This is a genomic window from Sphingobacterium paucimobilis HER1398 (assembly GCF_000416985.1).
Classification (GTDB): Bacteria; Bacteroidota; Bacteroidia; order Sphingobacteriales; family Sphingobacteriaceae; genus Sphingobacterium; species Sphingobacterium paucimobilis.
Genome location: NZ_ATDL01000022.1, coordinates 550,069 through 576,332 on the forward strand (window position 1 = coordinate 550,069; position 26,264 = coordinate 576,332).

Here is a 26,264-nt window from a genome sequence, read left to right on the forward strand (position 1 = left end):
TTTTATAAAATAACATCTACACGTAATGCGTGCAGCCCACTAACTCCCTGTAATTCTTCCAATTCTAACTCTTCTATATCAGGTTTAATCAATCCCATATCCGCTACCGAGAGTAGATCTTCGATCAAAATAGACACTTCTGCTTCTCCCTGTACGACAACCGCTATTTTCCCTGGCTGAACAAGTCGCTCATCTGTACCACGGATCAAGACCTTATCGATTCTCTTTTTGATCATCTGATAGCGGATATTATAACCGCCTTCGACATCAAACCGTCTTTCGTCTCTCCTAAACGAAATATCGATTGCAGTAGGGTGTACAAAAATCAACTGGGTCGTATTCATCGCTATAGGCAATGAATCCTGCAATCTATCAACCTGTTGGCTGATTTGTGCCATAGAGACCAACTGTTGCCTTCTGAATGTTCTCAAAATAGTTGGATTAAACACCATAGACGGTGTTATGGACTGTCCGATATAAAAATCGTACTCAATGCCATCGGTTCTGAATTTTTCGAAATAGGAAGGAAAACGCTCTTGAACAAACTCATTCAGCTTGTTAATATTACCAGCTATCAAAGTATTTACCTGTTTTAAGGATTCTTCAAAAGCATCCTGGTAATAGGTTATACCCAATGACTCTGCATATATTTTAATCTGTCTATCCAATTCATCATCCAACCAAGATAATGTCAGAATAAATGTAGCGACTTCCTCTTGGAAAAAGGCTGTAATGTCATGCATCCGCTCGACCTTACGATCTGTTGCCAACCAGGTGTCTACCTTATCCATCTTGCGTTTAAAACTTTTCAACGCAGCCAAATCAGGGAACAAACCTTCAGGCAAGTATTTCATAAGGCTTCGCAGTCTATCCAGATGAAGCTTATTATCTTTCCTAAAGGCAATATTGCGAAGCTTCGTAGAATCTTTGATATCCACCCCTCCATACAGCGGATATACATTTGAAAAGCTGATCCGCTCCAATGGCAACGACTCATGGGTGTTTTCGTAATCCTTCAGATACTTTGCTGCAGCCTGATTGAAACGCCACTGCACTGCAGGCTGGAGTGCAGTATAGTTCTGCAAAATCACGGTATCTAACCTATTCTTGAACTTTAAACGTAAATCATATCCCAATTGGATTAATACAGGAAAAAGTGGTGATAAACGAGTCAGAATAGAAGGCGACAACGTAGACTCTTCCTTCGTATATAACTCCAAGAAACCAACAAGTTCCTCTTGGTGTTTTAAGGGAAAACAGACGTAACTACTCACGTCCAACGCCTCGATCTTCGCTCGGAAATATTCCAGCTTGGTATCAAAATCGGGGTGAATATTATACGACAGAATAAAAGGAGATTCTAAATATCTAAGTACATATTCTTCGATATTATCGATATTTCCTCCGATATATTCGTTAAAAAGCAAATAACTTTTGGCCACCCCTTCCTTTAGAATAGGCATGCCATTGAGGTATAAAACAGGAAAAAGTGAACAGTTGACATCCTGCTTGCCAAGTACACTCTTTATTTTATCCAGAAGACTATGAACAAATTCGTTGCGTGTGTAGGTATTAAAGTTCAATATCATATCCTGTATACTATCCAGGACAAAGCTCTCGGTTGCATCCGTAAACCTTAGCATAGAAAAGCCTTCAAATATAAAATTATCCAAGTGTATACTTTGGAGAAGAGGCTGCACATTGGCCTCATCAAGCATTTCCCGATTATTGACACATGAAAAATCTAACGTCGGTAATACAGTCTTGGGGCGCACCGTGACAAAACTGAAATCAACCTCTAACTTCAAATATTTGGTAACTTCTTCCTCTCCTATATATTCAAAGATGTAAGGAGTTGCAGTCATTGGGATACCGTACAGTCTATCAAGTACCAACTCGTACATAATCTTATCGGTATGAATCACATCCCTACAAAATAGATGCGCACGCTGATCTATAACCGGAGATAATGTTTGTTCAAGCAGATCGTACATCGGAACTGTTCCAGCAAATAGAACCGAAGGGATAGGCGTAGACATACCCCAAGCCTGAGGTGTATCTGTTGCTAAATTATTTGCCCAACCAAAGATCAACTCAAAAGCTTCTAAAAAATCCTGAGCATTGTCTACAGACAGCTCTCCCTTTTCTTTTTCTATTTCTGCAATACGCTGTTGTACCAATTGGGACATGCTTTGCCCGATTGAGCCAACATCTATAGTCCGCAAATGTTCATATAGCTTAGCGAAAGATAAATCACTATATGCACTTGTTACAGCAATTAATTTATTTATATAGACATTTCTTGTCTCTATCATTACTTTTTCACCTGTTGTATTTTACAAATTTCGGCATGGCCTTTATCCCCAGCTTCACTGGATATATAGAGATTTAAATGCTCGTCAAACACCATTCCCTCAGGCTGCTCGAAGGTTTTCCTATCGAATCGCACTACTTGTTTCAACCGGAATGTTTCATCCGTAACAATCAATGCTTTATCTATGGAAGATATAATATACCATTCGTCATTTATAGGATGTTTGGCCATAGCCGATGGCTTAAAAGACTTAGCCATTCTCTTGTCCAACTGTCTGATTTCGTCTGTATGAATAGAAAATGTTTTCTCTACTGTAAGCTCTCCGTCGGAAGAGTGACTGAGTATGTATCCGGTTGTGCTAGCAGTCTTTTTATCTATTTTACAGCTTTTGCACAATACATATAAGCGGTTAGTCTTCGAATCAAAAGCCATAGATTCATATTCTCCTGACGGCAACACCCCTGTATGATGTGTGACCTTGGACCGATCCGTCGTACCGATGGCGAAGCTATAAATCGAACCATTACTCTTCAATATGAAAAACTCTTTTCCATCGTTGGCAATACCCTCATAGTCTCCTGAACCTGCAAATTGAAACTGCGCTGTAACCTCTCCCCTTTCCAGGTCATAAGTAAAGAGAATTCCATCCTCATCTTGGATCGCAAAGACAGTCTGTGGTATCGTAGAAAGATAAGTCAAACCCGATATTTCCTCCAATACATCTGGCAAAACATAAGTCTTCCCGGAGGCTAATGGATAGGGAAAACCGGTCGTATCTGTTTCCAATTGGCTATCCTGTTGAGAAGCCGTTTTGAAATTACAACTGAGTAAGCTATGTACAATTAGCACAAAAAGAAAGCCTAAAATGACTTTTAGCTTTCTTTGTTTTGGTAGGGAGTAATGCTCAATCATATCGTTAATAGGTAATAATGGCTATAAAAAATGCTATTACGGATAGGACCAGCCCAAACATAAACACGCCATACGCATAACGGAGCAGTCTATACTTACGCCCTAGAACTACCCCTTGGGAATACACATCCTTGGTCATCATACCGTATAAGAATTCGCTATCTTCCATTGCTTGCTGCATTCCATCCTGATAGGTATGAAATGGCATTCTAAAGAAATTACCAAAGAACAGAAGATTTACGGTTTTATTTTGGACCTCTTCGTCCTTAAAGTAACCTGCAGGAATTTTAGGTATAGTTGCTAAAATCGCCAACACCATTGTAATGACAACTGCAGTCATCAAAGTAAAAGTAGGGATAATGAGATGTTGGTTACTATCCAGTTTTCGCAAGAGTCCCGCAGCCACCACAGATAGAATAATAGAGTTGACAGTCAACAATATGTTGGCTTTATTATCAGCCATATCACTCAATCGTTGATTATTGGATGAGGTAATCCGAAACATTGTTTCAATGCCACGTTCAGGTCTAGACTTCTTACCACCTACTTTAATGGCCTTTTGTTGGGATATCTTATCACCATTTCCTTTATTGTTTTTCTCCAACAGTGTATTCAAATTGTGCTTTTTTATGCTTTCGCGTCGTTCCTGAGCATATTGTGTGTGGTAGTGATGGTTTTCCATAAGCCGAATAGTCTGCCTCCTCCACATTTCCTTGTCTATCGTTTGTCCTGTGACCAATTCCGACTCCTTACGCATGAGTTTATTACGTTCGGCAAAATTCATCCCTCCTAAATGAAAGAGATCAGCGTCGCAGACAATCTGTTGTAATAACCCCTCAGGTTTCTGGGGCATTCTGGTTGCCAATATACAAGCCATGACTTGCTTGCGTGCATCCTCCTCCACATCATATTTAATCAGAAACTGATCAGCAAACTCTGCACTCCGTTCTTCATGCCCCACTGCACCACCATTCGCATAGCCAACGTCGTGAAAATAAGCAGCACAGATAACAATAAAACGGTCTGTAGGCGACAAGAGATAATAATCAGCCATTTCGCGTACCGCTGCCACGACATCCAGCACATGAGTCTCATCGTGAAAACAATACGTCATACCTTCTGTAGACTGCCGTATGTTTTCCTTGATAAAAGAAGGTATCTGCGCTACAATATGTTCATATTCCATAAGTATCTGTGTTAAGCATATTATACATATCTGATATAAAATAAGCACAAAAAGTCCAAAGAACAAAAAATACTATGCAGTTTGAACAATTGTTTCAAACAGGTGTATATACGTTTCAGTAGGAATTATTCTCGTCTTGGCCGATAACAATGGGTAAGCCCCATATTATTGCTTACTTTTAAAGTGGTTTATATACTGGTTTTTACACATTTTTGTAGATGAAAGATTAAACGGCAACAACGACATTGAAGGAAAAATTTAAAGTAATCAATCGCACAGCTTCACAGAAGGATGCTTTTTTTACCGATATGGGCAAACGGATTCTCATTGCTACATCGGCATTCTTCTTATACAATATCGTTTCCTATATTGTGGATCCTTTATCTTATTTCTGGCAAAACTATTTTCAACACGGATGGCGCTATATTCTAGCCGATTGTATTATCTCTTTTTTATTTTGTTTTGCGGTTTCAGAAGCAAGTATATTAATTGGCAGAAAACTAGATAACTTCATCTCCTGGAAAGATAGTCCCATAAAACGATTATTGCTTGAATCTACTACTACCCTAGCTACAGTACTTATCCTCCTCTATATACAGACTTTTATCTTTATCACTTTTTTTGAAGATGGAAACGGGAAGGCAACCCCACCTACCGTACAGGATACGGTAGAATCTATCCGATGGCTTGTTGTCAGTCTAATTATCTCTTTTGCTATAATGGCCATTAATACTGGTGACTATCTCATAGCCAGTTGGAAAAATGCGGCCTTAAATGCTTTAGAATTAAATCAGCTTGCTGTAGAGGCCGAACTACAATCGCTAAAACTACAACTGGACCCTCACTTTGTTTTTAACAACCTCAGCGTACTGTCAGAGCTTATTCTGACAAATCAACAATTGGGGCATGAATATGCTGAAAACTTCACCAAGCTATACCGATATCTCCTTATACATTCCAAAAAAGATCTTGTCCAGCTGGAAGATGAAATCAAATTTTTAAACGCTTACATTTTTCTACTAGAACAACGCATCGGGAGTGGCGTACGTTTTGAAATTGCGATTGACGAAGCTTATTACGGACTTTCACTCCCCCCTATGACCTTGCAAATGTTGGTTGAGAACGCGCTTAAACATAACAAGACCCTCCGAACGGATCCTTTATTGATCCGTATAGAATCAGATGACAAGGAATGTATCGTGGTCGAGAATAGCCGACGTCCTCTCGAGCATACAACGTTATCCTCTGGGATTGGCATCTCTAATATCATCCGACGTTACCGCCTTCTAGGAAGCCTAGTTCCATCTATAGACACAAGCGAACAAACTTTTAGTGTAACCATTCCCCTATTAAAGTAGCCTATATGAATGTATTAATAATTGAAGACGAACAGCCAAATGCCGAAAGGCTAAAAAGACTGATACTGGAGATCCGCCCTCAGGCTGTGATCCTAGATGTTCTGGAAAGTATTGTAGAAAGCGTAGATTGGCTATCCAACAACCCTTTTCCAGATGTCATTATGATGGATATACAGCTCTCTGATGGCGTGAGCTTTGAAATCTTTAATCAAATCAAACTAGAAGTTCCAATTATCTTCGTTACCGCCTATGACGAATATGCTATTAAAGCGTTTAAACAATATAGTGTTGACTACCTCTTAAAACCTGTAGACAGGGATGAATTGGTCGCAGCATTTGAAAAACTAGATTATATCACGCAGATTTCCGATCGACAATCTTTCGAAAAGCTTTTGACAGCTTTTCAGCCCAAAGAATATAGGAACCGTTTTCTGATACCTTTTCGAGATGAATTCAAAACCATACTCGTCTCCGACATTCATTATTTTTCTTCTGAAATGCGGATTACCAAAGCTTACCTTATCGATGGCAGTGAGATCATTATTCCACAGACGCTAGATGAGTTGGAGAAACAATTAGACCCTCGTTTATTTTTTAGAGCAAATCGGCAGTTTATTGTACACATAGATTCTATTTCCCGAGTGTTCAATTATTTCAATTCCAAACTAAAAGTCATACTAAAAAACAATTCCTCGATCGAGATCATCGTGAGCAGAGATAAAGCACCTCTTCTAAAAAGTTGGCTTGGCTATTAAAAACACCTTTTAGGCTAATCAATCCATCAGTAATTCCGTCAATTCAGTCGTTAATATCTACGTTTCAGTAAGATTATAAACATAATACATCAAAGGTCTACGTTTATTTGCATCCTTAAAATACAAAGAAGTAGAATCTATGATGACAATGAATCATGTAAAAATCGCTTTAATCTACACATCGGCAATTGCCCTGTTCCTGACCTCTTGTGGACCATCTACATCAGAACACCATGGAGCGGAACAGCCTGCTGTAGAAACGGATTTTATCCGCCTTGAAGTTGAAGATGTAAACACACATAAAGAATATCCCGGTGCTATAGAAGGTATTGTGAATATAGAAATCAAACCTCAGGTCACAGGCTATCTTTCGGAAGTACTGGTGCGGGAAGGAGATTTTGTGCAGAAAGGACAGACACTATTCCGTATCAGTCCGGAGGTATATACAGAGCAGGTCAAGAATGGACAGGCGGCAGTTAAAGCTGCAATAGCAGCTCAAGAAACGGCCCGCTTAGAGATCGAGAAACTAAGACCTCTGGTGGATGGCAAAGTAGTAACAGAGATACAGCTAAAAACGGCGATGGCTACTTATGAGTCTGCCATTGCTCAGGTCGAACAAGCTAAAGCCAGTCTCGGATCTTCAAAAATAAACGTAGACTTTACAGTAGTAAAAGCCCCAGTAAGCGGCTATATCGGACGCATTCCTAATCGTAAAGGTGCCCTTGTGTCTCCTGCAGATCCTATTGCACTAACGACACTCTCGGATATCAGTTCGGTACAGGTTTATTTTTCATTGAGCGAAGCCGATTACCTCAGTTATCAAAAGTCAAACCTGCTATCCCAAAGCGGAAAACAGGTCACATTAATTCTTGCGGACGGGTCGGCTTATGACCAACAAGGAACCTTGGAAAGCGCCAGTGGAAATATTGATAAAGCAACTGGAAGTATCACGATGAAGGCTGTCTTTAGCAATCCGCACAAATTGTTGCGTTCAGGGGGAGCAGCCAAGGTGATGCTCAACCGTACAGTCAACAATATTATCCAGCTTCCGAAATTGAGCGTTAAAGACATTCAGGACAAGTTTTTTGTATTCAGGCTATCGGATAGCAGTACCGTAAACATGGTTCCCATCGAAATTGAAGGTGGAACAAAAGACCTCTATTTTGTCAAGGCTGGTGTACAGCAGGGCGACAAAATAGCCATTAACAGAATCGATATGTTACAAGACGGCTTAAAAGTAGCCGCTAAGGACACGACACTATCGATTCAGTAAGCAAAGCTAATACAAGTATCATGTTAAAGAAATTTATAGACCGTCCGGTACTTGCGACGGTAATCTCCATAATCATTGTAATACTGGGTGTACTGGGTCTTAGCCGACTGGCTATCACCCGATTCCCAGATATTGCTCCTCCTACCGTATCCGTCTGGGGTTCATTCCCTGGTGGTAATTGTGAAACGGTAATCCGTTCGGTCGTCACACCGCTTGAGGAACAGATCAATGGTGTAGAGGATATGGAATACATGCGGTCCACAGCCAGCAATGACGGTTCCTTTTCGATCACTATTGTATTCAAACAAGGGGTAAATCCTGACCAAGCGGCTGTCAACGTGCAGAACCGCGTACAACAGGCTACACCGATCCTACCTCAGGAAGTTGTCCGCATGGGACTCACCACATCCAAACAACAAAACAGTATGGTTTTGCTGTTCAACCTGTATACGGAAGATAACTCGCGCTATGATGAGACTTTCTTACAGAACTATGCCAATATCAACCTGCTGCCACAGATAAAGAGGGTAAAAGGCGTTGGAAAGGCAGAGGTATATGGTATGAAAGACTACTCGATGCGTATCTGGCTGGATCCACAAAAAATGGCGTCCCATGGGCTTCAGCCTTCGGATATATCGGCAGCAATTGCAGACCAAAGCTTGGAAGCTGCACCAGGAAAACTAGGCGTAGAATCAAATGCCGCGTTGGAATATGTCATTCGCTATAAAGGAAAGAAAAATCTTCCTGAGCAATATGAAGATATCATTGTCAAAAATGAGGAGTCGAATTTAGTACGTCTTCGCGATGTAGCCCGGATTGAATTTGGGTCGATATCCTATAGTGGAGACAATACGACCAATGGCAAAAATGCGGTATCCGTAGCTATCATGCAGGCTACAGGCTCTAATGCCAATGAGATTGAGATAGGTATCAACAAAGAAGTTGAAAAATTGTCTAAATCTTTTCCTCCTGGCGTTAAATACTCTAAGGTAATCAGTTCGAAAGAACGCCTTGATGAGGCTACCAGTCAGGTAAAAGCGACTTTAATAGAAGCGTTTATACTGGTATTTATCATTGTATTCTTGTTTTTACAAGACTTGCGGTCGACTATCATTCCCGCTATAGCTGTTCCGGTAGCAATTATAGGGACTTTCTTTTTTCTATTGGTATTTGGCTTTACAATCAATGTGCTGACCCTATTCGCTCTTGTACTTGCTATCGGAATTGTTGTCGATGACGCTATCGTCGTCGTAGAGGCTGTGCATGGCAAAATGGAAGGCACCAATCTCAGTCCTCGAGAGGCTACTTATAGCGCTATGGGTGAGATCACCGGAGCTGTAATCTCCATCACCTTAGTGATGTCTGCGGTATTTGTACCGATTGGCTTTATGTCTGGTTCGGCAGGTCTCTTCTATAAGCAATTTGCGTATACACTAGCTATCGCTATTATTATATCGGCGGTCAATGCCCTGACGCTTACTCCTGCCCTATGTGCATTGTTCTTGAAAAATGATCATGCAGAAGGACATGATAATAGGAAGAAAGGTTTTGTGAAACGATTCACAACGGCGTTCAACGCTGGATTTGAGAACCTAACCGGAAAGTATGTATCGGGTATTCAGCTTCTATTCCGAAAGAAATGGCTTGCGGGTGGAATGATTATAGGTACGATCGGACTAGCGGGATTTCTCATGATGAGTACCCCAAAGAGTTTTGTACCTATGGAAGATGATGGTTTACTGATGTATGTCCTTAACATGCCTCCAGGAACGGGGTTAAGTAAAACAACCGAAGTGGCAGAGAAAATCAATGAAATGCTGAAAAGCAACGAAGCTATACAAGAAAACACATCCATCACTGGTTACAATCTACTAAGTGGTAGTGCCGGATCAGGATATGGTATGGGATTCGTCAAACTCAAGCCTCAAAAGGAACGTGGCGCGGTTAAGGACATCAATGTCATCACAGAAGCGATCTCTCAACAATTGACAACGGTAAAGGAAGGTACTATTCTTACTTTTAGAATGCCTCCAGTAGAGGGATATGGTATTACAAATGACGCCGAGATTGCGTTACAAGACAGAGTAGGCCGTAGTCCACAGGTTCTAAAAGCTAAAGCTGATGAATTAATTGGGGAGTTGATGGCTACACCTGGTGTCGCTTACGCCTATACCATGTTTCGTACAGACTATCCACAATTGGAACTGGAAGTCGATGAAGACAAGGCAAAACAAATGCAAGTAAGTGTTGCAGGGCTGTTAAATACGATCCAGACTTATTTTTCGGGTGATCAGTCGGCTGATTTTTCCCGCTTTGGAAAATTCTATCGGGTGAGCATAAAGTCTGATGGCGTATTCCGTATGGATGAACAAGCTTTCAACAATGTATTTGTAAGAAGTCAAACGGGAGAAATGGTACCTGTCAATACATTGGTAACATTAAACAAGGTTTATGGTCCGGAAGCAGTCAATAGGTACAATCTCTACAATGCACTGACGATTAATGTATCTCCGCAACCTGGGATCAGCAATGGAGAGCTTATGAGTCGTATAGAACCGATACTTGACCGCTTACCTTCGGACTATAGCTATGAATGGACAGGGCTTAGTCTCGAAGAAAAGTCAGCAGGTAATCAAACGATTATCATACTTAGTTTATGTATATTCTTTGTTTATCTGATTCTTTCAGCACAGTATGAAAGTTACCTTCTTCCACTTTCTGTCATTTTATCGATTCCTACTGGAGTGATCGGTGCTTTCCTTGGAATACGGGCTATTGGTCTAGACAACAACATCTTTGTTCAGGTAAGTTTGATTATGCTGGTCGGACTACTTGCTAAGAATGCGATTCTAATTGTCGAATATGCGGTACAACGTAGAAAAATAGGATTATCGATTATAGAATCGGCTATCGCTGGAGCACAGTCGCGTCTACGTCCTATCGTGATGACGTCTCTCGCCTTTATAGCAGGTATGATTCCATTGATGGCTTCATCCGGAGGAATGGCAGTTGGAAATATTTCGATCAGTATCAGCGCGGCTCTGGGCATGCTGAGCGGTGTGATACTTGGGGTATTTATTATCCCCGTTCTATATGCATTGTTCCAATTTTTACAAGAGAAGGCATCTGGAAAAAAAGAACAGCATGAGATAAATACTAAATCATAATACAAAGGAACACCATGAAAATATTATATAGCGCAATCGCAACCATTCTGTTTGTGAGTTCCTGCTCGGTAACGCAGCAATACAAACATCCTGAGCTCGATTTGCCCGAGAACTACCGCACAGACTTAACGCTGACGGCGGATAGCGTACAACTACCCTGGAAATCATTTTTCCAGGACCCGTTGTTGATTACCTTAATCGATAAGGCGCTCGAGAACAATCATGACTTGCAGATGGCTCTAAAAAGCATAGATCAACTCGATTTACTGATGAAGCAGGCTAAACTGGCCTTGTTCCCTACTGCTGCTTTTAATGCTAATGGTAGTAGAGGCTGGTCATCGAACAATAGTCTAAATGGAGCTATGAGCAGTCAGTTTACAAACAGCAAATACATAGACGACTATAGCGCAGGAATAACTGTTTCTTGGGAGGCAGATATCTGGGGCAAATCCCAACTGTATAAGGAACAGGCTAGAGCTGCTTACTTCGGTCAAAAGGAAAATTATGCTGCATTACGTACCCGTATCATTGCTCAGGTAGCTCAGGCCTACTACCGCTTGATAGCGCTGGACGAACAATTGAAAATAGCACAGGAAAACGTAAAACTAAGTGAGGAGCTACTACGTATCACACATCTGCAATATCAGTCAGGTCAGGTCAACTCGCTTGCTATTGAACAATCGGAAGCACAGAAGAAAACCGCAGAACTGATTGTACCGCTTTCAATACAATCAATTAACGTTCAAGAAAATGCTTTATTGATTCTATGTGGTGTGTATCCCGACCGTGTACAACGAGGAGTGCAATTGGTTAACCTCCTCCCTCAGGGACTATTCAATACGGGTGTGCCGGCACATCTGTTGAGCCGACGTCCAGACCTAAAGGCTGCAGAATATGACGTCATAGCACTTAATGCCAAAACCGGACTTGCAAAAACGGCAATGTATCCTTCATTAAGTCTTTCGGCTCAAGCTGGATTAAACTCTTTCTTATTTAAAAACTGGTTCGATTTACCGGGGTCTATTACAAAAAATCTTGCGGCAAATCTAACGCAGCCTATATTCCAAAAGAAAGAACTGCAAACAGCCTATCAAACAGCCGTATTGGAGCAGGAGAAAGCCGCTATACAATTTCAAAAGACGACCCTGCTAGCGGTAGCTGAGGTATCTGACGGCCTAGCCAACTATAAGGGGAGTTCAGATAGGTTAGCTTTGACATTGGAAAGAGGTTTAGCTTTGGATAAAGCTACAAATGATGCCCTGCTGTTGTATAAAAGCGGTATGGCAACCTATCTCGAAGTCATAAGTGCGCAGAATGCTAAATTGCAGAATGATCTGGAGCGCAATAACCTTGAACAGGAAAAACTAAATAGTATAATTGACCTGTACCGTTCGTTGGGAGGCGGTGCAGAATAAACAATAAAAAGCGGTCTTTAGGACCGCTTTTTATTGTTTATTCTTTTTCTTTGGCTTTGATCGGAGCTTTATTACCATCTTTATCCATTACATAATACCAGCCATCCTTTTTCACGATAATGGGCCATGTTTTGTCTTTGCCGTGATAATTTCTACGGATGTCATCATAAATAGCAGGGACAACCCTATTTCCGTTTTTATCGGCCATACCTGACTTCCCGTCCTGCGTAAGCATAATATTCGGATAGCTGGCACTCAGCTCTACATAATCAAAAATAGGTTCCAGTAAGATAAGACCGTCACGACGTGCCAAGCCATAGTGCATTCCCTTCTGTATTTGCAAAATACCGTCTTCGCTCCCTGTGGCATACACATTATCATACTCAAAAGGCAATACCACGCGACCTGCTACATCAATCATCCCATATTTATATTTCCTTCTTTCACCTTCTCTCCCGACATCACGCTTAGCAGCCAATGCCACTCCTTCATAGAATGCATCGACCTGCTCTATGCCCTCGAATCGTTTTTCTTCCCCGCGGTCATTGATAAACAGATTCCCTTCTTCGCCATATATTTTCTTCAATCCGCTGTAAAATCCGCCATGATTTTTATCATTGTAGGTCGGAAAACGAAGTAAGTTATACCCTGCATCAGTCCTCCATGTTGGATTTTTATAGATCAGTCTACCTTGTAGATCGACGAGCTTATACTCCTTATTCTGCATCTCGAGCAGCCAATAGCGATTATCTACCAAATGACATTCCGCTATTTGCTGTAACAAGCTGTCCATCCGATTTTGCTTTATATTATAACTGTAAAAAGCATTATCATAGTTTTCCAAACGCTTACGCACCAGCATCCACTCTTCATTTAGTATATCGATATACTGCTCAGCTATTGGTAGAATTAGCTTTTTCGTCTCCAGATCGAAGAGTCCGATTTGCTCAAGGTAACTTCCTTCCCGCTTTCCTTTAGAGAAAGCCAAATACCGCTTAAGCACCTGAGGTTGGTATTCTACGCCCCTATTTGAAAACTGATAGGAGTTTTCAACAACATAATCCAGAGGAAGAATTTCCTCGCCAAGCTCATCAGCTACTCCTATTTTACCTTGATTTTCTACTCGATAGAATGTCTTTCCATTATAGTAATGTGCGTCTATACCGCTATACTTGCCCATAGGAAGAATGGGGTGCCCCTCCCAGTTATAAATCCCCTTCTGTCCGTCATTCATTGCTGCTATTAAATAAGGCATTTTATGAACTTCGCTTTCGTAGTCCATACGGGCTTTCCATCTGGGGTCACGATCGTAAGCACTCGCTCGCCCGCCCAAAGAAATCGTTGGGACAGATTCATCGGTATATCTGCCATCAGCCTTTAAGAAGCTGACTTCATCGTATTCAAAATCAAGCACTATCTCTCCTTGTGCACCAATCACACCGTATTGCCCTTTCTTTTTTGCTCTCGCTAGATTACGATTAAATCCGCCAATATACTCCAACGAAGCCGGTACAATCACTTTTTTGGACACAGGGTCTATAATACCTAAATAATCCTTTTCTTTAAACACCAATAAACTAGAGCCTTCGATAGCCCGATAGAGCTCATGACCGGAGATCAGCACATTCCCGGTAGTATCAAAGACATAGGAACAAGTTGAGATATTCGCTTCAAAGCGGACCTCCTCCCCATCGTAAAGTATACGCATATAATCATCGTACTTTATAGGGATAATGACATCACCTGTCGCTTTTGCCAGTCCGGCCTGTTCGCCGTTCCTAATCTCTACGAAATCATCACTATAGAAATTTGTTACATACTCGAATTGTGGTTCTTGTAATAATTGTCCCGTCTGCGCGGAAACCCAGCCCCATACTCCTTTTCGAGATACTGCTATCACTGCCTTATTGATGACTTTAGCGTCTTCGTAATCAAAGGGAACAATAATATTTCCTTGTTCGTCTGCTACCCCAACGCTACCTTTACGCTTCAAAACCGCAAATTTATAGTCATAAGCTATCCCTTCCTCCCATTGTCCTTCATAACGTGTCTCGAGCTTGATATGATCGTATACACAGGGCAACAGTACTTTTCCATCCTCTCTCAACATACCATATTTACCGTCCTTAACAACAACAAACAAATCTGCGGCATGCTCTTCGACGTCATCGATCCAAAAATCACTAGCTGGATGGTAATAATACGTTTTACCTGATTTCTTAATTTTCATTAGGGGAGAAAGGTAGTCCCCGAACTCAATAGATTCTACAACTTGATATTCCTGAGTGTAACTCAAGCTCAACTGAAATAATAAAAAAAGGCAGATCAGGTACTTCATATACAACAAAATATACTCAAATATCGCTATTATTTGTCACTATAAAATCCCTGAATACAGTTAATCTATAGTTTATAACCGTCCTACCTGAGTATAGTTCTAGCCCTCCAGCCTCCCATCAAAAGACTGGATAAGCATCAAAAAACGGACTAAGCGGTCAAACTATCCTTGGAAATACCGATGTACATCCTTCCAGTCCTGCAGACGTTCAAACCGATGTTCATTGATATTGTGAAAACTATTGAACATTAAACCTTTTCCTTTAAAAGTAAGCAAATTCTTCACATGATCATCGATTAGATAGTCGGTATGGATAATATGTTTATGTCCACAGAAGACAATATTATGCCAAGAGATAAATGGAAAATACTCAGCTAACCAGTCTCTTTTTTCCCGAAGGCTCCACGGAAACTCCATCGCTGCCGATACCACAAAAACATCGTATCTATCGTGCAGTTCTTTCACGACCTCTTGTGCATCCTTTGCTACAGGCAGTGTTCTAAAAAAGCCTTCAGAGCCAATGTAACGTCTCACCGCTGTTTTATCGGGAACACATTCTCCTTCAGGTAATCCTAACACATCCGCATCAGTAAGCTGTATACCTGTCTCTTGATGATAATAATTGAGATAATGATCCAGGTTGTTGGCCAAGACCCCATCCATATCCAACGCTATTGTTTTTCTATTGTGCATATCTTATAATTTTAATCAAATATAGCAAAAATTAGAAATATAAAGCAAAACATTGCAAACAACAGCAATATATAGAAACAATAATCTTATCAATTTTACATTAACACGCGATTATATTGCGTACAATATTGAATTTATGTAGGTTTGCCTTATGTTAAAAGAGGATCGTCATAATATTATTGTTGAAGAGACCGTTACCAATGGCTCGTCTTCCTTTCAATCGCTATCTAAAAAACTAGCTGTTTCAGAGGACACAATAAGACGAGATATCAAAGAACTAGATAACAAAGGCTTATTACGTGCAGTTCGTGGTGGGGCGGTATCTGTATCCCGTATTCCCCATCATTATCGGGATCGAGAGAATACCGATATCGATCAAAAGAAAATTATCGCACAGAAAGCAGTATCACTCATCAAAAGTGGACAAGTGTTATTCTTTGACGGCGGAACATCTGTTTTAGAATTAGCTAAAATTCTACCTCTAGACTTAAAAGTAACAATCATCACCAATAGTTTTCCCGTAGCTAATGCTATTGAAGACCATCCTACTGCGGAGCTTATTTTTTTAGGCGGAAAGCTCAATAAAACTTCGTTTGCAACCTACGGCAACGAGACACTGCAAGGTATTGCTAAATTTAAAGTGGATATCTACTTTTTAGGTATATGCAGCATCGCCCCAGATAACCTTTCCTGCAAAGACCTGGAAGACGCAGAAATAAAGCTGGCGATGATGAGGCACAGCGTCAAAACCGTGGGTTTATGTACTTCGGACAAGATAAATAGTGAATCGCCCTATTTTATAGCCCAGACCGACCGTATGCATACCTTAATAACAGAGAATTCCAAAGGTACGCCAGGAACTAAAGCTCTGACAAAACTGGGAATAGAAATTCTATAGTCTCTGATTTCTTCGTATAAACTTAATCTTTTAATAACATATAATTGACAGTAAATCAGTAGATTTATGTAAACATTATTCCAAAACAGGATTAACAAATTTACATGGCCATGAAAACAATAATCTACTTTTTTCAGAACGTTGTCTCTCGTCTATTTTTAGCCCGGTTCAGCTCATTTTATTCGCCACTTCGGTCACACAGAAGCTAATCGAACAAATTGAAATAGATGTTAATAACTAAAAACACTTTTGGTAAGGATTTTATTTGGGGTGTTTCTACCGCAGCTTATCAAATAGAAGGTGCGCATGACCATGATGCAAAAGGTCCCTCCATCTGGGATATTTTTGTCCAAAAGAAAAATAAAATTGTACATAATCAGAACGGCAATGTCGCTTGCGATTTCTACTATCGGTATGAAGATGACCTGAAACTGATGCGGAGTCTGCATATTCCTAATTATAGATTTTCTATTGCTTGGAGCAGAATACAACCTGATGGGATGGGAAACGTAAATCAGGCTGGTATCGATTTTTACAATAGACTTATCGATTATTCCCTTAGTCTGGGAATCACTCCTTGGGTTACACTCTATCACTGGGACCTCCCTCATACACTTGAAGAAAAGGGTGGTTGGACAAACCGAGATGTAAAAGATTGGTTTGGCGAGTATGTAGCTCTCTGTGTCAAGTATTTTGGCGATCGTGTAAAAAACTGGATAGTCCTCAATGAGCCTACGGTATTTACAGCTGCGGGTTATTTTTTTGGAGTACACGCACCCGGTAGAAAAGGCTTGAACAACTTTCTAGCTGCGGCGCATCACGCCGCATTGGCTCAAGCCCATGGTGGCAGAATCATCAAATCTCTGCAAAAAGAAAGTCGTGTCGGCACGACCTTCTCCTGCTCCCATGTGGAACCTTACTCTACGAAGGAAAGGGACATCATTGCCGCAAGAAAAGCAGATGTACTGCTCAATCGCTTTTTCATTGAGCCTTTGTTGGGAATGGGATACCCTACTCAAGAGATCAAAGTCTTAAATCGAATCGAACGCTATATGAAACAGGGAGACGATACGGATTTAAAATTTGATATGGACTTTATTGGTATACAGAATTATACCCGAGAGGTGATACGGCATTCGCTATTTGTTCCCTTCTTACGTGCTAAGATTGTAAGTGCAAAAAAACGAAAGGTTGAAACGACGGCTATGAACTGGGAAATCTATCCTGAGTCGATGTACCATATACTTAAGAAATTTGATGCCTACCCGAATATTCCTCCACTTATTATCACCGAAAATGGAGCAGCATTTGAGGATCTGGTTGAAGATGGCCGTGTCGATGATTTACAAAGGACACAATACCTAAAAGATGTTATCGAACAGGTATTCCGCGCGAAAAGTGAAGGTGTAAATATTAAAGGTTATTTTGTCTGGACTTTCTTAGACAACTTTGAATGGGCTGAAGGATATCATCCCCGATTTGGACTCGTACATATTGATTTTAAAACTCAGCAACGTATTATCAAAGCATCGGGACATTGGTACGGAAACTTTCTCCGCTAAATAATTAGCGAAACAAAGCCACTAAAGTATGCTCTTTAGTGGCTTTATATTCAATCAAACGAAGTTATTATTTTCTAATACCCCCATTTGACATTCAATTGATGCTTATCGGCATATTTCTTTCCTAAATCATAAACATTCTCGAACAAACCATCTACTTTAGGCAAGTATTCCTTTTCAATTTTTTGAAGAAGTTGTTGTTTTTCTTCATCCGTACCCTTGGTATCGCAAAGCTTCGCGTAAGCTGCGTACTCATTTTTATAAACAGGAAGTACCGCTTCAAATAATTGAATAGATTGCTCTTGTAAAACCTTTGCGTCATCATCCGATACCGTTAACCCCTTGATGTCTTTGATGGCCTTCTCTACCGTTAGGACCTTCAGATTGACAATCTGTTGTGCTTCGTCCCCATTCTTTTTACTGGCTGGTACATCAGGAAACTCTCGAGTCTCCTGCTCTAGTCGCTTACCAAATGTTACAGGATCAAAATCGGCTATAAGGTTGGTATTCAACACAACCTGTCCAAAAAATTTATCTGGACTAGCAGACTGACAGGCTATAAAAAATAAACTCGTTAATGTGAAAATAATAAAACGGAACTGCTTCATATATAAATAAATTTTAGTGTGCAAATTAACGAAATCATCAATGGATATTCAAACATAGGTCTACACAGCATATCGCTCAAATCCTAATCCTCTTAAATATCCAACGAATACATCAACTCATCATCCGTTGATCCATCTGGCCAAGTAACCTTTTCGGAATGTGTATACACAAAACCAAATCGTTGATTCGCCGCTTTAGAAGCTTCATTTCCGGCTCGATGCGATACTAGAATAGAACGACAGTTTTTCTGACGTGCCCAGGCCATGCGTTCTTCATAGAATAAAGTAGACAACCCTTTTCCTCTATGCTCTGATTTGATGTAAGAGGAAAACAATAGCGCTTTGGAATGGTCTCCATAAAAAAGGGCCACACCAGTCAGACCAACCAAATTACTTTGATGATACAGCCCAAAAATTGCACGGTTGTCATTTTCCAACAAAGTTGACCACTCTTGATCACTGTAGTTCGATTCTTTTGCATAATTACTTCCAAACTTGCCAGGTTCAGCCTGCAGTGCTTCAAGTCGAATATCCTTATATGCTTGCCATTGGTCTGCTGACAGACGTATTAGGTCGTATTGTCCAATATTATTTTTCACTAATCATAATTCTATGATGATACATCTCTTTAAAACATTACAAAAATAAATATTCTAGGCTATTATCGCCTATGCTTGACTTTATGATTTGTAATTCCATATTATTTTCCGATTTTTATTTCAGACTTTATTGGTTTGATATTTGTTCTCTAAAATCAAATTGTGGATATGACGAAATTCTTAACTCTTCCGTTTTACATCAAATTAGCCTGTACGTTAATCAGCATTATTGCAATCGTCTATATTGCACGTGTAGGCCAAGCCATCATTGTCCCTTTTATTTTAGGAAGTCTTTTTGCCCTGCTGTTAACCCCACTTGGGTCTTGGATGGAAAGAAAGTTAAGAATGCCTCGCGTCTTGGCATCTCTCATTTCGCTACTGCTTTTTTTTACTTTACTCATCGGTGTAGTTGTTTTATTAGGCTCACAGATGACCAATCTAAAGGAAGATTGGCCTGCGTTTGAACGGCAGGTGGTGCAAGGTATGGAAGTATTTCAGGATTGGATTTCCAAAAATCTGCATATCAACTATTCGGATCAGATGGAATACCTTTCCGATACGTTGACCAAATCCGTGAGTCGCGGTACCGCTATCCTAGGGGTAGCTCTTCTATCTATGTCTTCCACATTTATCCTACTGGTATTTACTTTTTTATATACTTTTTTCATCTTGGTCTATCGCCGCCATATTGTACGTTTTCTCCTATTGCTGAACCATGACAGCCATCACAACATTGTGCTTGACATTGTCTCACAAGTACAATATGTGGTAAAGCGTTACCTTATTGGTCTATTTTTGCAAATGATTATCGTGGCCACAATGACTTTTATTGCGCTCACGGCTATAGGTGTCAAATACAGCCTGATGCTGGCCATATTTACAGGGATTTTCAACGTACTCCCTTATGTGGGTATATTTCTTTCTATGTTGATTATTGCCCTGATAACTTTTGCTACCTCATCGTTAATGCATGTCATTCTGGTTCTGGTCGCATTGGTTGTCATCCATTTTATCGACAGTAACTTTGTCGTCCCGAAAATAGTAGGCTCCAAAGTTCAGGTAAACTCTATGGTGGCTATGATGGCTATCTTTTTCGGTGAGCTGCTGTGGGGAATATCAGGAATGTTTTTGGCTATCCCCATCCTTGCAATCTGCAAAATTGTCTTTGACCGTATCTTAGAATTAAAGCCTTGGGGATTCCTCTTGGGAGAAGACGATGACAAAGATCATTATATGAAACTCAAAAAGGAGATCTGCGACAGAAAATCATGACTTCAATAAGAAATCGGCATAGAAATCAGGAATCTCACTGTTGTAGATAGCATCTGCTACCGCGTGTATCGGATATTCCACTTTCTGTATTTCGGCCATTATGCTATCGGCAGAAATAGTCAAAATGGTGTATGTCGCTTTCCTATCTGCTTCCTTACTACGACCTACTGACCCGCAATTGACTAAAAGAGCTTCGGAAAATTGCTGTATGTAGGAATGATGGGTATGCCCCATGACGAGGACGTCCATGCCTCTCCTTGCTAATTCCGACAGTACAGTTCCTTTATCATCTTCTTCAAATAGGTATTCTTCATTACTAGCAGGGGTTGCATGCACTAATAAAACACGCTTGAATATACCCTCTACTTTAAAAGTCAGAGACAGTTCAAAAGGAAGGTTGGAAAGCCATAATTTATTTTCCGGAGAAATAGTCCGTTTGGAGAATGCAATGGCAATATCACGATTTGCGGTCTCTACCGCGTCATGATGTGTCAAAGGTACCACCGGATAATCGAAAGCAATACGCTCATCGTGATTGCCCAGTAAGCAAGGGATCCCCCTCTGTTTAAATAGAGAAATCACTTCATCGCCCCAAGGTGCAAAGTCTACCAAATCCCCTAAACAATATATTTGATGTATCCCCTTTTGACAAATATCGGCCAGAACATGTTCTAACGCTGTAAGATTGCCATGGATATCACTAATTATTGCTACTTGTATTGATTTCATCGAATTTGCTTATTTATGAGAAAACAAAGATACCGAATCATCTTTCTGCGAAGAAGTGTTTTTGGCCTATTCTGTGGTACAATTGGAATAGTTCGGACAATAGGCCCGAACTACCTAGGTAAAACGCACCTTAGCCTAAAAAGGCGAATTTGTTTTCAAAGAGTCCACCGATTACGGGAATAGGTTTCTTCTGTTCATTTACTGCATTTATAATGCCGAATATCCAAAGAATAAAAAGCACTATACCTACATAGTTTATGAAAGCTAATGTTGGAATAATAGTAACGATAATAGAAAGCCCCACATTAACAACTAGCGACAGAATAAAGAAGCCCAACCCTTGACGCAAGTGGTAACTTACTAAATCGCTTTTAGGCTGAATATCTTTGCTCTTTGTATAGGCGATAATCCAACCAATAATGGTCACGTAACTTAAAATAGAAATAGTTTTATTGCTCATGATTAAAAATAATTTTAGCCAAATCTATGCGCTAGGAACGGCATCTACGATAGCCAATCTGTATTCTGCTATTTTCAGTTTGCATATACATCCTTTGACTTTGAATCATCAAAAGAGTCTCCCTCTAATGCAAGGATAGTTTAGGAAGGCTTCATCTGTTTAAAAAACATTTCTTTATTAGCCCTAGATATAGGTATCGAGGTACCATCACACATTTGCACCATTCCCTCTCTGGAATAACTAACGATATAGTGTAAATTAATCAGATGTGACTGATGTATTCGCATAAACTTCGGAAGAGCGAGAATTTCTTCGTAGTGCTTAAGCGGCTTTGACACAATAATATTTTTACCATCTACAAGCATAAAGGTGGTATATGATCCAGAAGTTTCGCATCGCACAATATTATCCACCTTGACAACATGCATAGCCTCTTGCGTCGGTAATATAATCCGATCCGGTATTACTTTATAATCTGCTGTGATGTGCTCCAGTTGCGTATCAGAGATCTTCCGCCACGCCTGATCTGCCAAGCGGTCTATTGCTTCTTCGAGTTCTTGGGAATCAATAGGCTTCAATAAATAATCTAGCGCATTAAACTTGAAAGCACGAACAGCATGCTCCTCATAGGCCGTAGTAATAACCAGTTGAAAATCTTTATAGGCGACTTGGTTAAGTACATCAAATCCGGTCCCTCGTTTTAACATAATATCCATAAACACCAAATCTGGTTTGAGTCGATCTATTATTCTGACCGCTTCTACTATATCCTCTGCATAACCGATGACCTGTATCTTATCTGGAGCAACCATTTCCAATAAAATGGATAATGCTTCTCTCAAATGGTATTCGTCTTCTACAATGATGGTTTTATACATAAAAATCAAATTAAAGGGATGGATAAAAAGACCACGCAACCAGCCCCTTCTTCTTCATTTCTATCTGTCACTTTTAATTGAACAGATGGATTATTGGGATACAGAAGCGCTAACCTTTCATCTGTTATCCTCGTAGACAAGGAGGTGTGTGATGCGTCTATTTTTCTACTTTTAGACGCTCCTAACCCTATCCCATTGTCGGTAATCGTACATTCAAGGATATCAGCGTCTATATCAAGGTGAAAAGCAACTTTTAAAAATCCACGTCGCCTATCTACCAAGGGTTTCAGTCCATGTTCAATCGCATTTTCGACAAATGGTTGCAAGAGCAAAGGGGGGATATATACAGTCGAATCAACAGTCTCATCCACTTGAATCTCGTAATCAAAACTATGATTAAGACGCAACTGTTGCAGTTCTATATAATTTTTTAAGGTCTGTATTTCTTGTTCGATGCAAATGCGGTCCATACGGGATTGCTCCAGTACCTGTCGAGTGAGTTTAGCAAATTTACCGAGATAAGAAACAGCAACTACTCTATCATTTTGGAGAATCATACTTTGGATATTCCCCAACAGATTAAAAATAAAATGAGGATCCATCTGCGATTGCAGCAATCTTCGTTCAAGAGACAATTTCTCAGCTAAAACCTCCAATGATTCCTTTTCCATCAACTGTACCTTTAGTTCACTATTAGTTTGCTGTTCTTGAAGAATATCTTCTCTATTTTGGAAATAGCGCTGTCTATAATAATACGATCGGTACATAAATACCAAACCAATCAAGAGAATCGCCGAAATGCCATAACCGAGGAACTTATTCTTCCGTTCCAGTTCATTTTCCTTTTCCAGCTGCTCAATCAGTGCCAATTTCTTCTCCGATTCAAACCGCGCATCTGTATTCTGCAAGATCTTTTGTGTGGCCTCATCGTATTTTAGCTTATTATACTTATTGAAATAGGTGTCATACTCGTGATACGCCGCATAGTCTTTCTCTTGTGCAGCCAATTCTTTGAGACAACCGAAGAATGTCGCTAATAAATCGTTGTCTTTATAGGGTAGCGTCTGTTGATAAGCAATGCCCTCTTTAAATAGATTTTCGGCAGTTCTATAATCCCCTTTTTGCATAAAAAACTGTCCCTGGAGTCCTAGTGAGCTGCGATATATATTCCGCAGACTATATTGCCTACCGATATAGGTAGCTTGTTCCAGATGGGAAAGAAATGCTTTTTCGTCAATCGGCTTAGGTCCATTCATATACAATACAGCAAGATTAATATGCGCAATGCCAATATTGCTCTTACTTACAATAGCATCTTCAACCTGCTCTGCTTGACGGATTGTCTCTTTAAAAAACAAGACTGCTTTCTGCCATTGTTCTAAATCTCCTCCACCAGCACTATCCAAGAGATAACTCCCCACCGCCAGTCGCGCATGCAATATACTTTCTGGATCTTTAGATTGCATCGCATAGCGGAATGCTTCATCTGCGTATTTCGTTACGTTTGCTTCTGAGCCTGGATAAAAGAGATAAGAAACATCTGCTCCTATTTTAGCACAGTAAGCGTATTCCTTCAATTGCACAAATAAACCATATGCTTTCAACATATAATCAACAGCGCTGGCCTTGTCGTCGATATAAGACCGCAGCAACCCCATTGCCCAATTAGAATAAGCCACAGCCCGATTATCAGCGGCTTGATTCGCTGTTTCATAAGATAAATCGGCATAGCGCGTAAATTCCTTTAGTTGAAGAAGCCTTCTGTAGGTCATAGCCAGATAGGCGTAACATATGGCTTCATCGGTCTTACTATTCTTCGTTTTTGCCAATGTAAGAGCTTCCGTCTGTATACGAACACTGGCTGTCGTATCAGAAAACCGCAAAGCATAACCGTCTGCAGCCATCTTTTCAATGGAGGTCTGTCCTTGTACCACTCCCATAGGGGTCCAAAGCTGTATAAGCAAAAGGAAAACAACCGACATTAGTGTACAGCCTGAATGCCTATAACTATTCAAAATATTAAAAGCTCCGTTCATGGAATTCATTAAAAGCCTGCTAATTTAATCAATAAACTCACAACTCACTCCTATGAGGAACCCTACAACTTTTTCTTCTCTCCATTACATGTCCACAGAAACGTTATTACCCACTCTTGCGAGTATCGACAAAGCCTCTCCTGAATCCAAATACAAATTCAAACCTACCGATTGCAAATCCATCAAAGGAGGTGTCCCAATGAATTTTTAATCTTGCTCTACTAAAACTCAGGAACTATGAAAATCACAAATCAGCTCAAGGGCGCTCTACTTCTATTCATCATCACATTGTGTTTTGTATCCGGCTCCCAAGCTCAACAATGGGATCGAAATAGAATGAAAATTGAACTATCGGTCCAGGATGGAAAAGAAACGGTTCTTTCCAACCTTACCACACTTTCTATCTCCTTCAGTAAGCCTTCCACGACGACAGCCGTCGATTCCGCCATTCAACAAACTGTCGATGATTATAATCCCTGTTATATCGTCATCACATTTGATCGCTTAGATATCCCACTGTTGCGTCTATTGATGAAAAAGAACACAACCTTGACTGGTAAGATCATGGTCACGGATTCTTATGGTAAACTTCCTACACGAAAAATAGAATTGAATTCTATAGTAATGGATGGGATAAATGATAATTTTATCAACGATGAAGAGACTTCCTATATGAACCTGAGTTGTAAAGAATTGATCATTGACGGTGTGGTGCTAAAGAAGTAAATTCACAAGCTATAAAACAACGACTCTTTTAACAAAAGTAATACCGTACACGATCTCCATGAATACCATAAAACAAAGCGAGCTAATAGCATTGATAGGTTTATCTTCTACCAACGCAAGATTAGTCGATTTTTTTGAACGGCATGATTTAGGAAAGCTACCGAAAAGCCTCACGCCTAATCAAGGAACTAAAAGTATAATTTATAAACCCTTAAATATTTCATTTTGGTTTAAATATGATATAAAAAATGACATTTTCCAACCACCTATAAGTCCTCGAAACGACAATTATAAGTTTGTAGCATATCTATCCAGTATTCTGTTTACTCATGTCGATCATTCCAACAAACGACCTGATCCCAAGCCGCAGGACTTTTGGGACGTACTTCCTTCGCCTGGTCTACATCCACAGGAGATCGAACACCTTATAGGTTCACCGCTATATGAGAATGAAGTTGAAAAAGCTTATGAAAAGCCTGAAGGAAAGGAAAATATATTAACCATAAAATACACTAAAAATGGAAAAGACAATATATCTTACAGTAGCTGGATTGCTATAAGAGAGCAATTAGAAATTGTCAACCGGGACTTTTTCAATCGCTCCATTGAGTTAGAAAGTTTTCCATTTTTACGAAGAGCGTATACCGCAATTATCAAATGGTTATTCGACAGCCGGTTCTTATCGATTGATGACAATCTATATCAGCTTCCTCTAAAAGCTGAACAGGACCACATTTTAGATTTTGTTGACCAACACCTGAACAGTCACCTTTGGAAAAATCAACTAAAAGATCTGCCCTATTTACCTTCCTTTTTATACGCCATAACAACCAATAGAAAGCTGACTGATCCTAAGGGAAATACCGTATCATTCTATATACGCGACATCATTTTGACGGCTTTAGATCAAAAGGAAACCTTTGAAGATTTATATGAGGATAGTTTTAATGCTGTTGATCAATTTCTGAATGGAATTGTATTCGATGATAATCTTTACAAACAACTCTCCATTTTATTAACCGAGAAATTCAACGTGTTCCACAATTGGAAAACAAATCGATAACAATATTATTCTTTATACGACA

At 40.0% G+C, this 26,264-nt stretch carries 21 protein-coding genes; 10 read left to right on the top strand and 11 right to left on the bottom strand.

Going from position 1 to position 26,264, the window contains the following annotated elements; translation table 11 throughout:
• Nucleotides 1-2: 2 nt before the first annotated feature.
• Genes M472_RS44070 through M472_RS44080 form a run of 3 tightly spaced genes read right to left on the bottom strand, consistent with a single transcriptional unit; the run spans nt 3 to nt 4,412 of the window.
• On the bottom strand, nt 3-2,315 hold the full coding sequence (locus M472_RS44070; protein WP_021072384.1) for a GAF domain-containing protein: 2,313 nt from the start codon (nt 2,313-2,315) through the stop codon (nt 3-5).
• Nucleotides 2,315-3,226, bottom strand: coding sequence for an SdiA-regulated domain-containing protein (locus M472_RS44075; protein WP_021072385.1), 912 nt, complete (start codon nt 3,224-3,226; stop codon nt 2,315-2,317). Before M472_RS44075 ends, M472_RS44070 begins: the two co-directional genes overlap by 1 nt.
• Before the next feature lie 4 nt (nt 3,227-3,230).
• Nucleotides 3,231-4,412, bottom strand: a complete 1,182-nt coding sequence (locus tag M472_RS44080) for a Pycsar system effector family protein (RefSeq protein WP_021072386.1) — start codon at nt 4,410-4,412, stop codon at nt 3,231-3,233.
• A gap of 245 nt (nt 4,413-4,657) precedes the next feature.
• Between M472_RS44080 and M472_RS44085 the strand changes: the two genes are divergently transcribed.
• The 5 genes from M472_RS44085 (at nt 4,658) to M472_RS44105 (ending at nt 12,380) form a co-directional block, all read left to right on the top strand.
• Complete coding sequence (locus tag M472_RS44085; protein ID WP_021072387.1) at nt 4,658-5,770, top strand: sensor histidine kinase; 1,113 nt, start codon at nt 4,658-4,660, stop codon at nt 5,768-5,770.
• A 5-nt stretch (nt 5,771-5,775) separates the two neighbouring features.
• Complete coding sequence (locus M472_RS44090) at nt 5,776-6,525, top strand: LytR/AlgR family response regulator transcription factor (RefSeq protein ID WP_021072388.1); 750 nt, start codon at nt 5,776-5,778, stop codon at nt 6,523-6,525.
• 139 nt (nt 6,526-6,664) lie between these two features.
• On the top strand, nt 6,665-7,798 hold the full coding sequence (locus tag M472_RS44095) for an efflux RND transporter periplasmic adaptor subunit (protein WP_021072389.1): 1,134 nt from the start codon (nt 6,665-6,667) through the stop codon (nt 7,796-7,798).
• A 20-nt stretch (nt 7,799-7,818) separates the two neighbouring features.
• Nucleotides 7,819-10,965, top strand: a complete 3,147-nt coding sequence (locus M472_RS44100) for an efflux RND transporter permease subunit (RefSeq protein WP_021072390.1) — start codon at nt 7,819-7,821, stop codon at nt 10,963-10,965.
• Nucleotides 10,966-10,979: 14 nt separating this feature from the next.
• Nucleotides 10,980-12,380 (top strand): efflux transporter outer membrane subunit, encoded by a 1,401-nt coding sequence (locus tag M472_RS44105; protein ID WP_021072391.1) that lies wholly within the window; start codon nt 10,980-10,982, stop codon nt 12,378-12,380.
• Between the two features lie 37 nt (nt 12,381-12,417).
• Here M472_RS44105 and M472_RS44110 read toward each other — a convergent pair whose 3' ends face one another.
• A complete protein-coding gene (locus M472_RS44110) occupies nt 12,418-14,610 on the bottom strand; it encodes a WG repeat-containing protein (protein WP_158499951.1) in 2,193 nt (730 codons plus the stop codon).
• Between the two features lie 270 nt (nt 14,611-14,880).
• The gene (locus M472_RS44115) at nt 14,881-15,411 is read right to left on the bottom strand and encodes a 5' nucleotidase, NT5C type (protein WP_021072393.1); all 531 of its coding nucleotides are present in this window, start codon (nt 15,409-15,411) and stop codon (nt 14,881-14,883) included.
• 151 nt (nt 15,412-15,562) lie between these two features.
• On the opposite strand from M472_RS44115, the gene M472_RS44120 reads away from it, so the two are divergent.
• Nucleotides 15,563-16,309, top strand: a complete 747-nt coding sequence (locus tag M472_RS44120) for a DeoR/GlpR family DNA-binding transcription regulator (protein ID WP_021072394.1) — start codon at nt 15,563-15,565, stop codon at nt 16,307-16,309.
• A 227-nt stretch (nt 16,310-16,536) separates the two neighbouring features.
• Nucleotides 16,537-17,871: a GH1 family beta-glucosidase gene (locus M472_RS44125; RefSeq protein ID WP_021072395.1), complete on the top strand. Its 1,335-nt coding sequence runs from the start codon at nt 16,537-16,539 to the stop codon at nt 17,869-17,871.
• A 74-nt stretch (nt 17,872-17,945) separates the two neighbouring features.
• On the opposite strand, the gene M472_RS44130 is transcribed toward M472_RS44125, so the two are convergent.
• Nucleotides 17,946-18,479, bottom strand: coding sequence for a hypothetical protein (locus tag M472_RS44130; protein WP_021072396.1), 534 nt, complete (start codon nt 18,477-18,479; stop codon nt 17,946-17,948).
• 92 nt (nt 18,480-18,571) lie between these two features.
• A complete protein-coding gene (locus tag M472_RS44135) occupies nt 18,572-19,078 on the bottom strand; it encodes a GNAT family N-acetyltransferase (protein WP_021072397.1) in 507 nt (168 codons plus the stop codon).
• Between the two features lie 168 nt (nt 19,079-19,246).
• Here M472_RS44135 and M472_RS44140 point away from each other — a divergent pair, with 168 nt between their 5' ends.
• Nucleotides 19,247-20,350, top strand: a complete 1,104-nt coding sequence (locus tag M472_RS44140; RefSeq protein ID WP_021072398.1) for an AI-2E family transporter — start codon at nt 19,247-19,249, stop codon at nt 20,348-20,350.
• Here M472_RS44140 and M472_RS44145 read toward each other — a convergent pair.
• The 4 genes from M472_RS44145 to M472_RS44160 all read right to left on the bottom strand — a co-directional run bounded on the left by M472_RS44145 (nt 20,345) and on the right by M472_RS44160 (nt 24,399).
• A complete protein-coding gene (locus M472_RS44145; protein ID WP_021072399.1) occupies nt 20,345-21,079 on the bottom strand; it encodes a metallophosphoesterase family protein in 735 nt (244 codons plus the stop codon). The two genes, M472_RS44140 and M472_RS44145, sit on opposite strands and share 6 nt — an antisense overlap.
• 130 nt (nt 21,080-21,209) lie before the next feature.
• The gene (locus M472_RS44150; RefSeq protein WP_021072400.1) at nt 21,210-21,539 is read right to left on the bottom strand and encodes a DUF4870 domain-containing protein; all 330 of its coding nucleotides are present in this window, start codon (nt 21,537-21,539) and stop codon (nt 21,210-21,212) included.
• A 140-nt stretch (nt 21,540-21,679) separates the two neighbouring features.
• On the bottom strand, nt 21,680-22,417 hold the full coding sequence (locus M472_RS44155; protein WP_021072402.1) for a LytR/AlgR family response regulator transcription factor: 738 nt from the start codon (nt 22,415-22,417) through the stop codon (nt 21,680-21,682).
• Between the two features lie 5 nt (nt 22,418-22,422).
• A complete protein-coding gene (locus M472_RS44160) occupies nt 22,423-24,399 on the bottom strand; it encodes a sensor histidine kinase (protein ID WP_235049543.1) in 1,977 nt (658 codons plus the stop codon).
• A gap of 291 nt (nt 24,400-24,690) precedes the next feature.
• On the opposite strand from M472_RS44160, the gene M472_RS44165 reads away from it, so the two are divergent.
• Together M472_RS44165 and M472_RS44170 are read left to right on the top strand one after the other, a co-directional pair.
• Complete coding sequence (locus M472_RS44165; protein ID WP_021072404.1) at nt 24,691-25,179, top strand: hypothetical protein; 489 nt, start codon at nt 24,691-24,693, stop codon at nt 25,177-25,179.
• Nucleotides 25,180-25,237: 58 nt separating this feature from the next.
• Nucleotides 25,238-26,242 (top strand): hypothetical protein, encoded by a 1,005-nt coding sequence (locus tag M472_RS44170; protein ID WP_021072405.1) that lies wholly within the window; start codon nt 25,238-25,240, stop codon nt 26,240-26,242.
• Nucleotides 26,243-26,264: the final 22 nt, after the last annotated feature.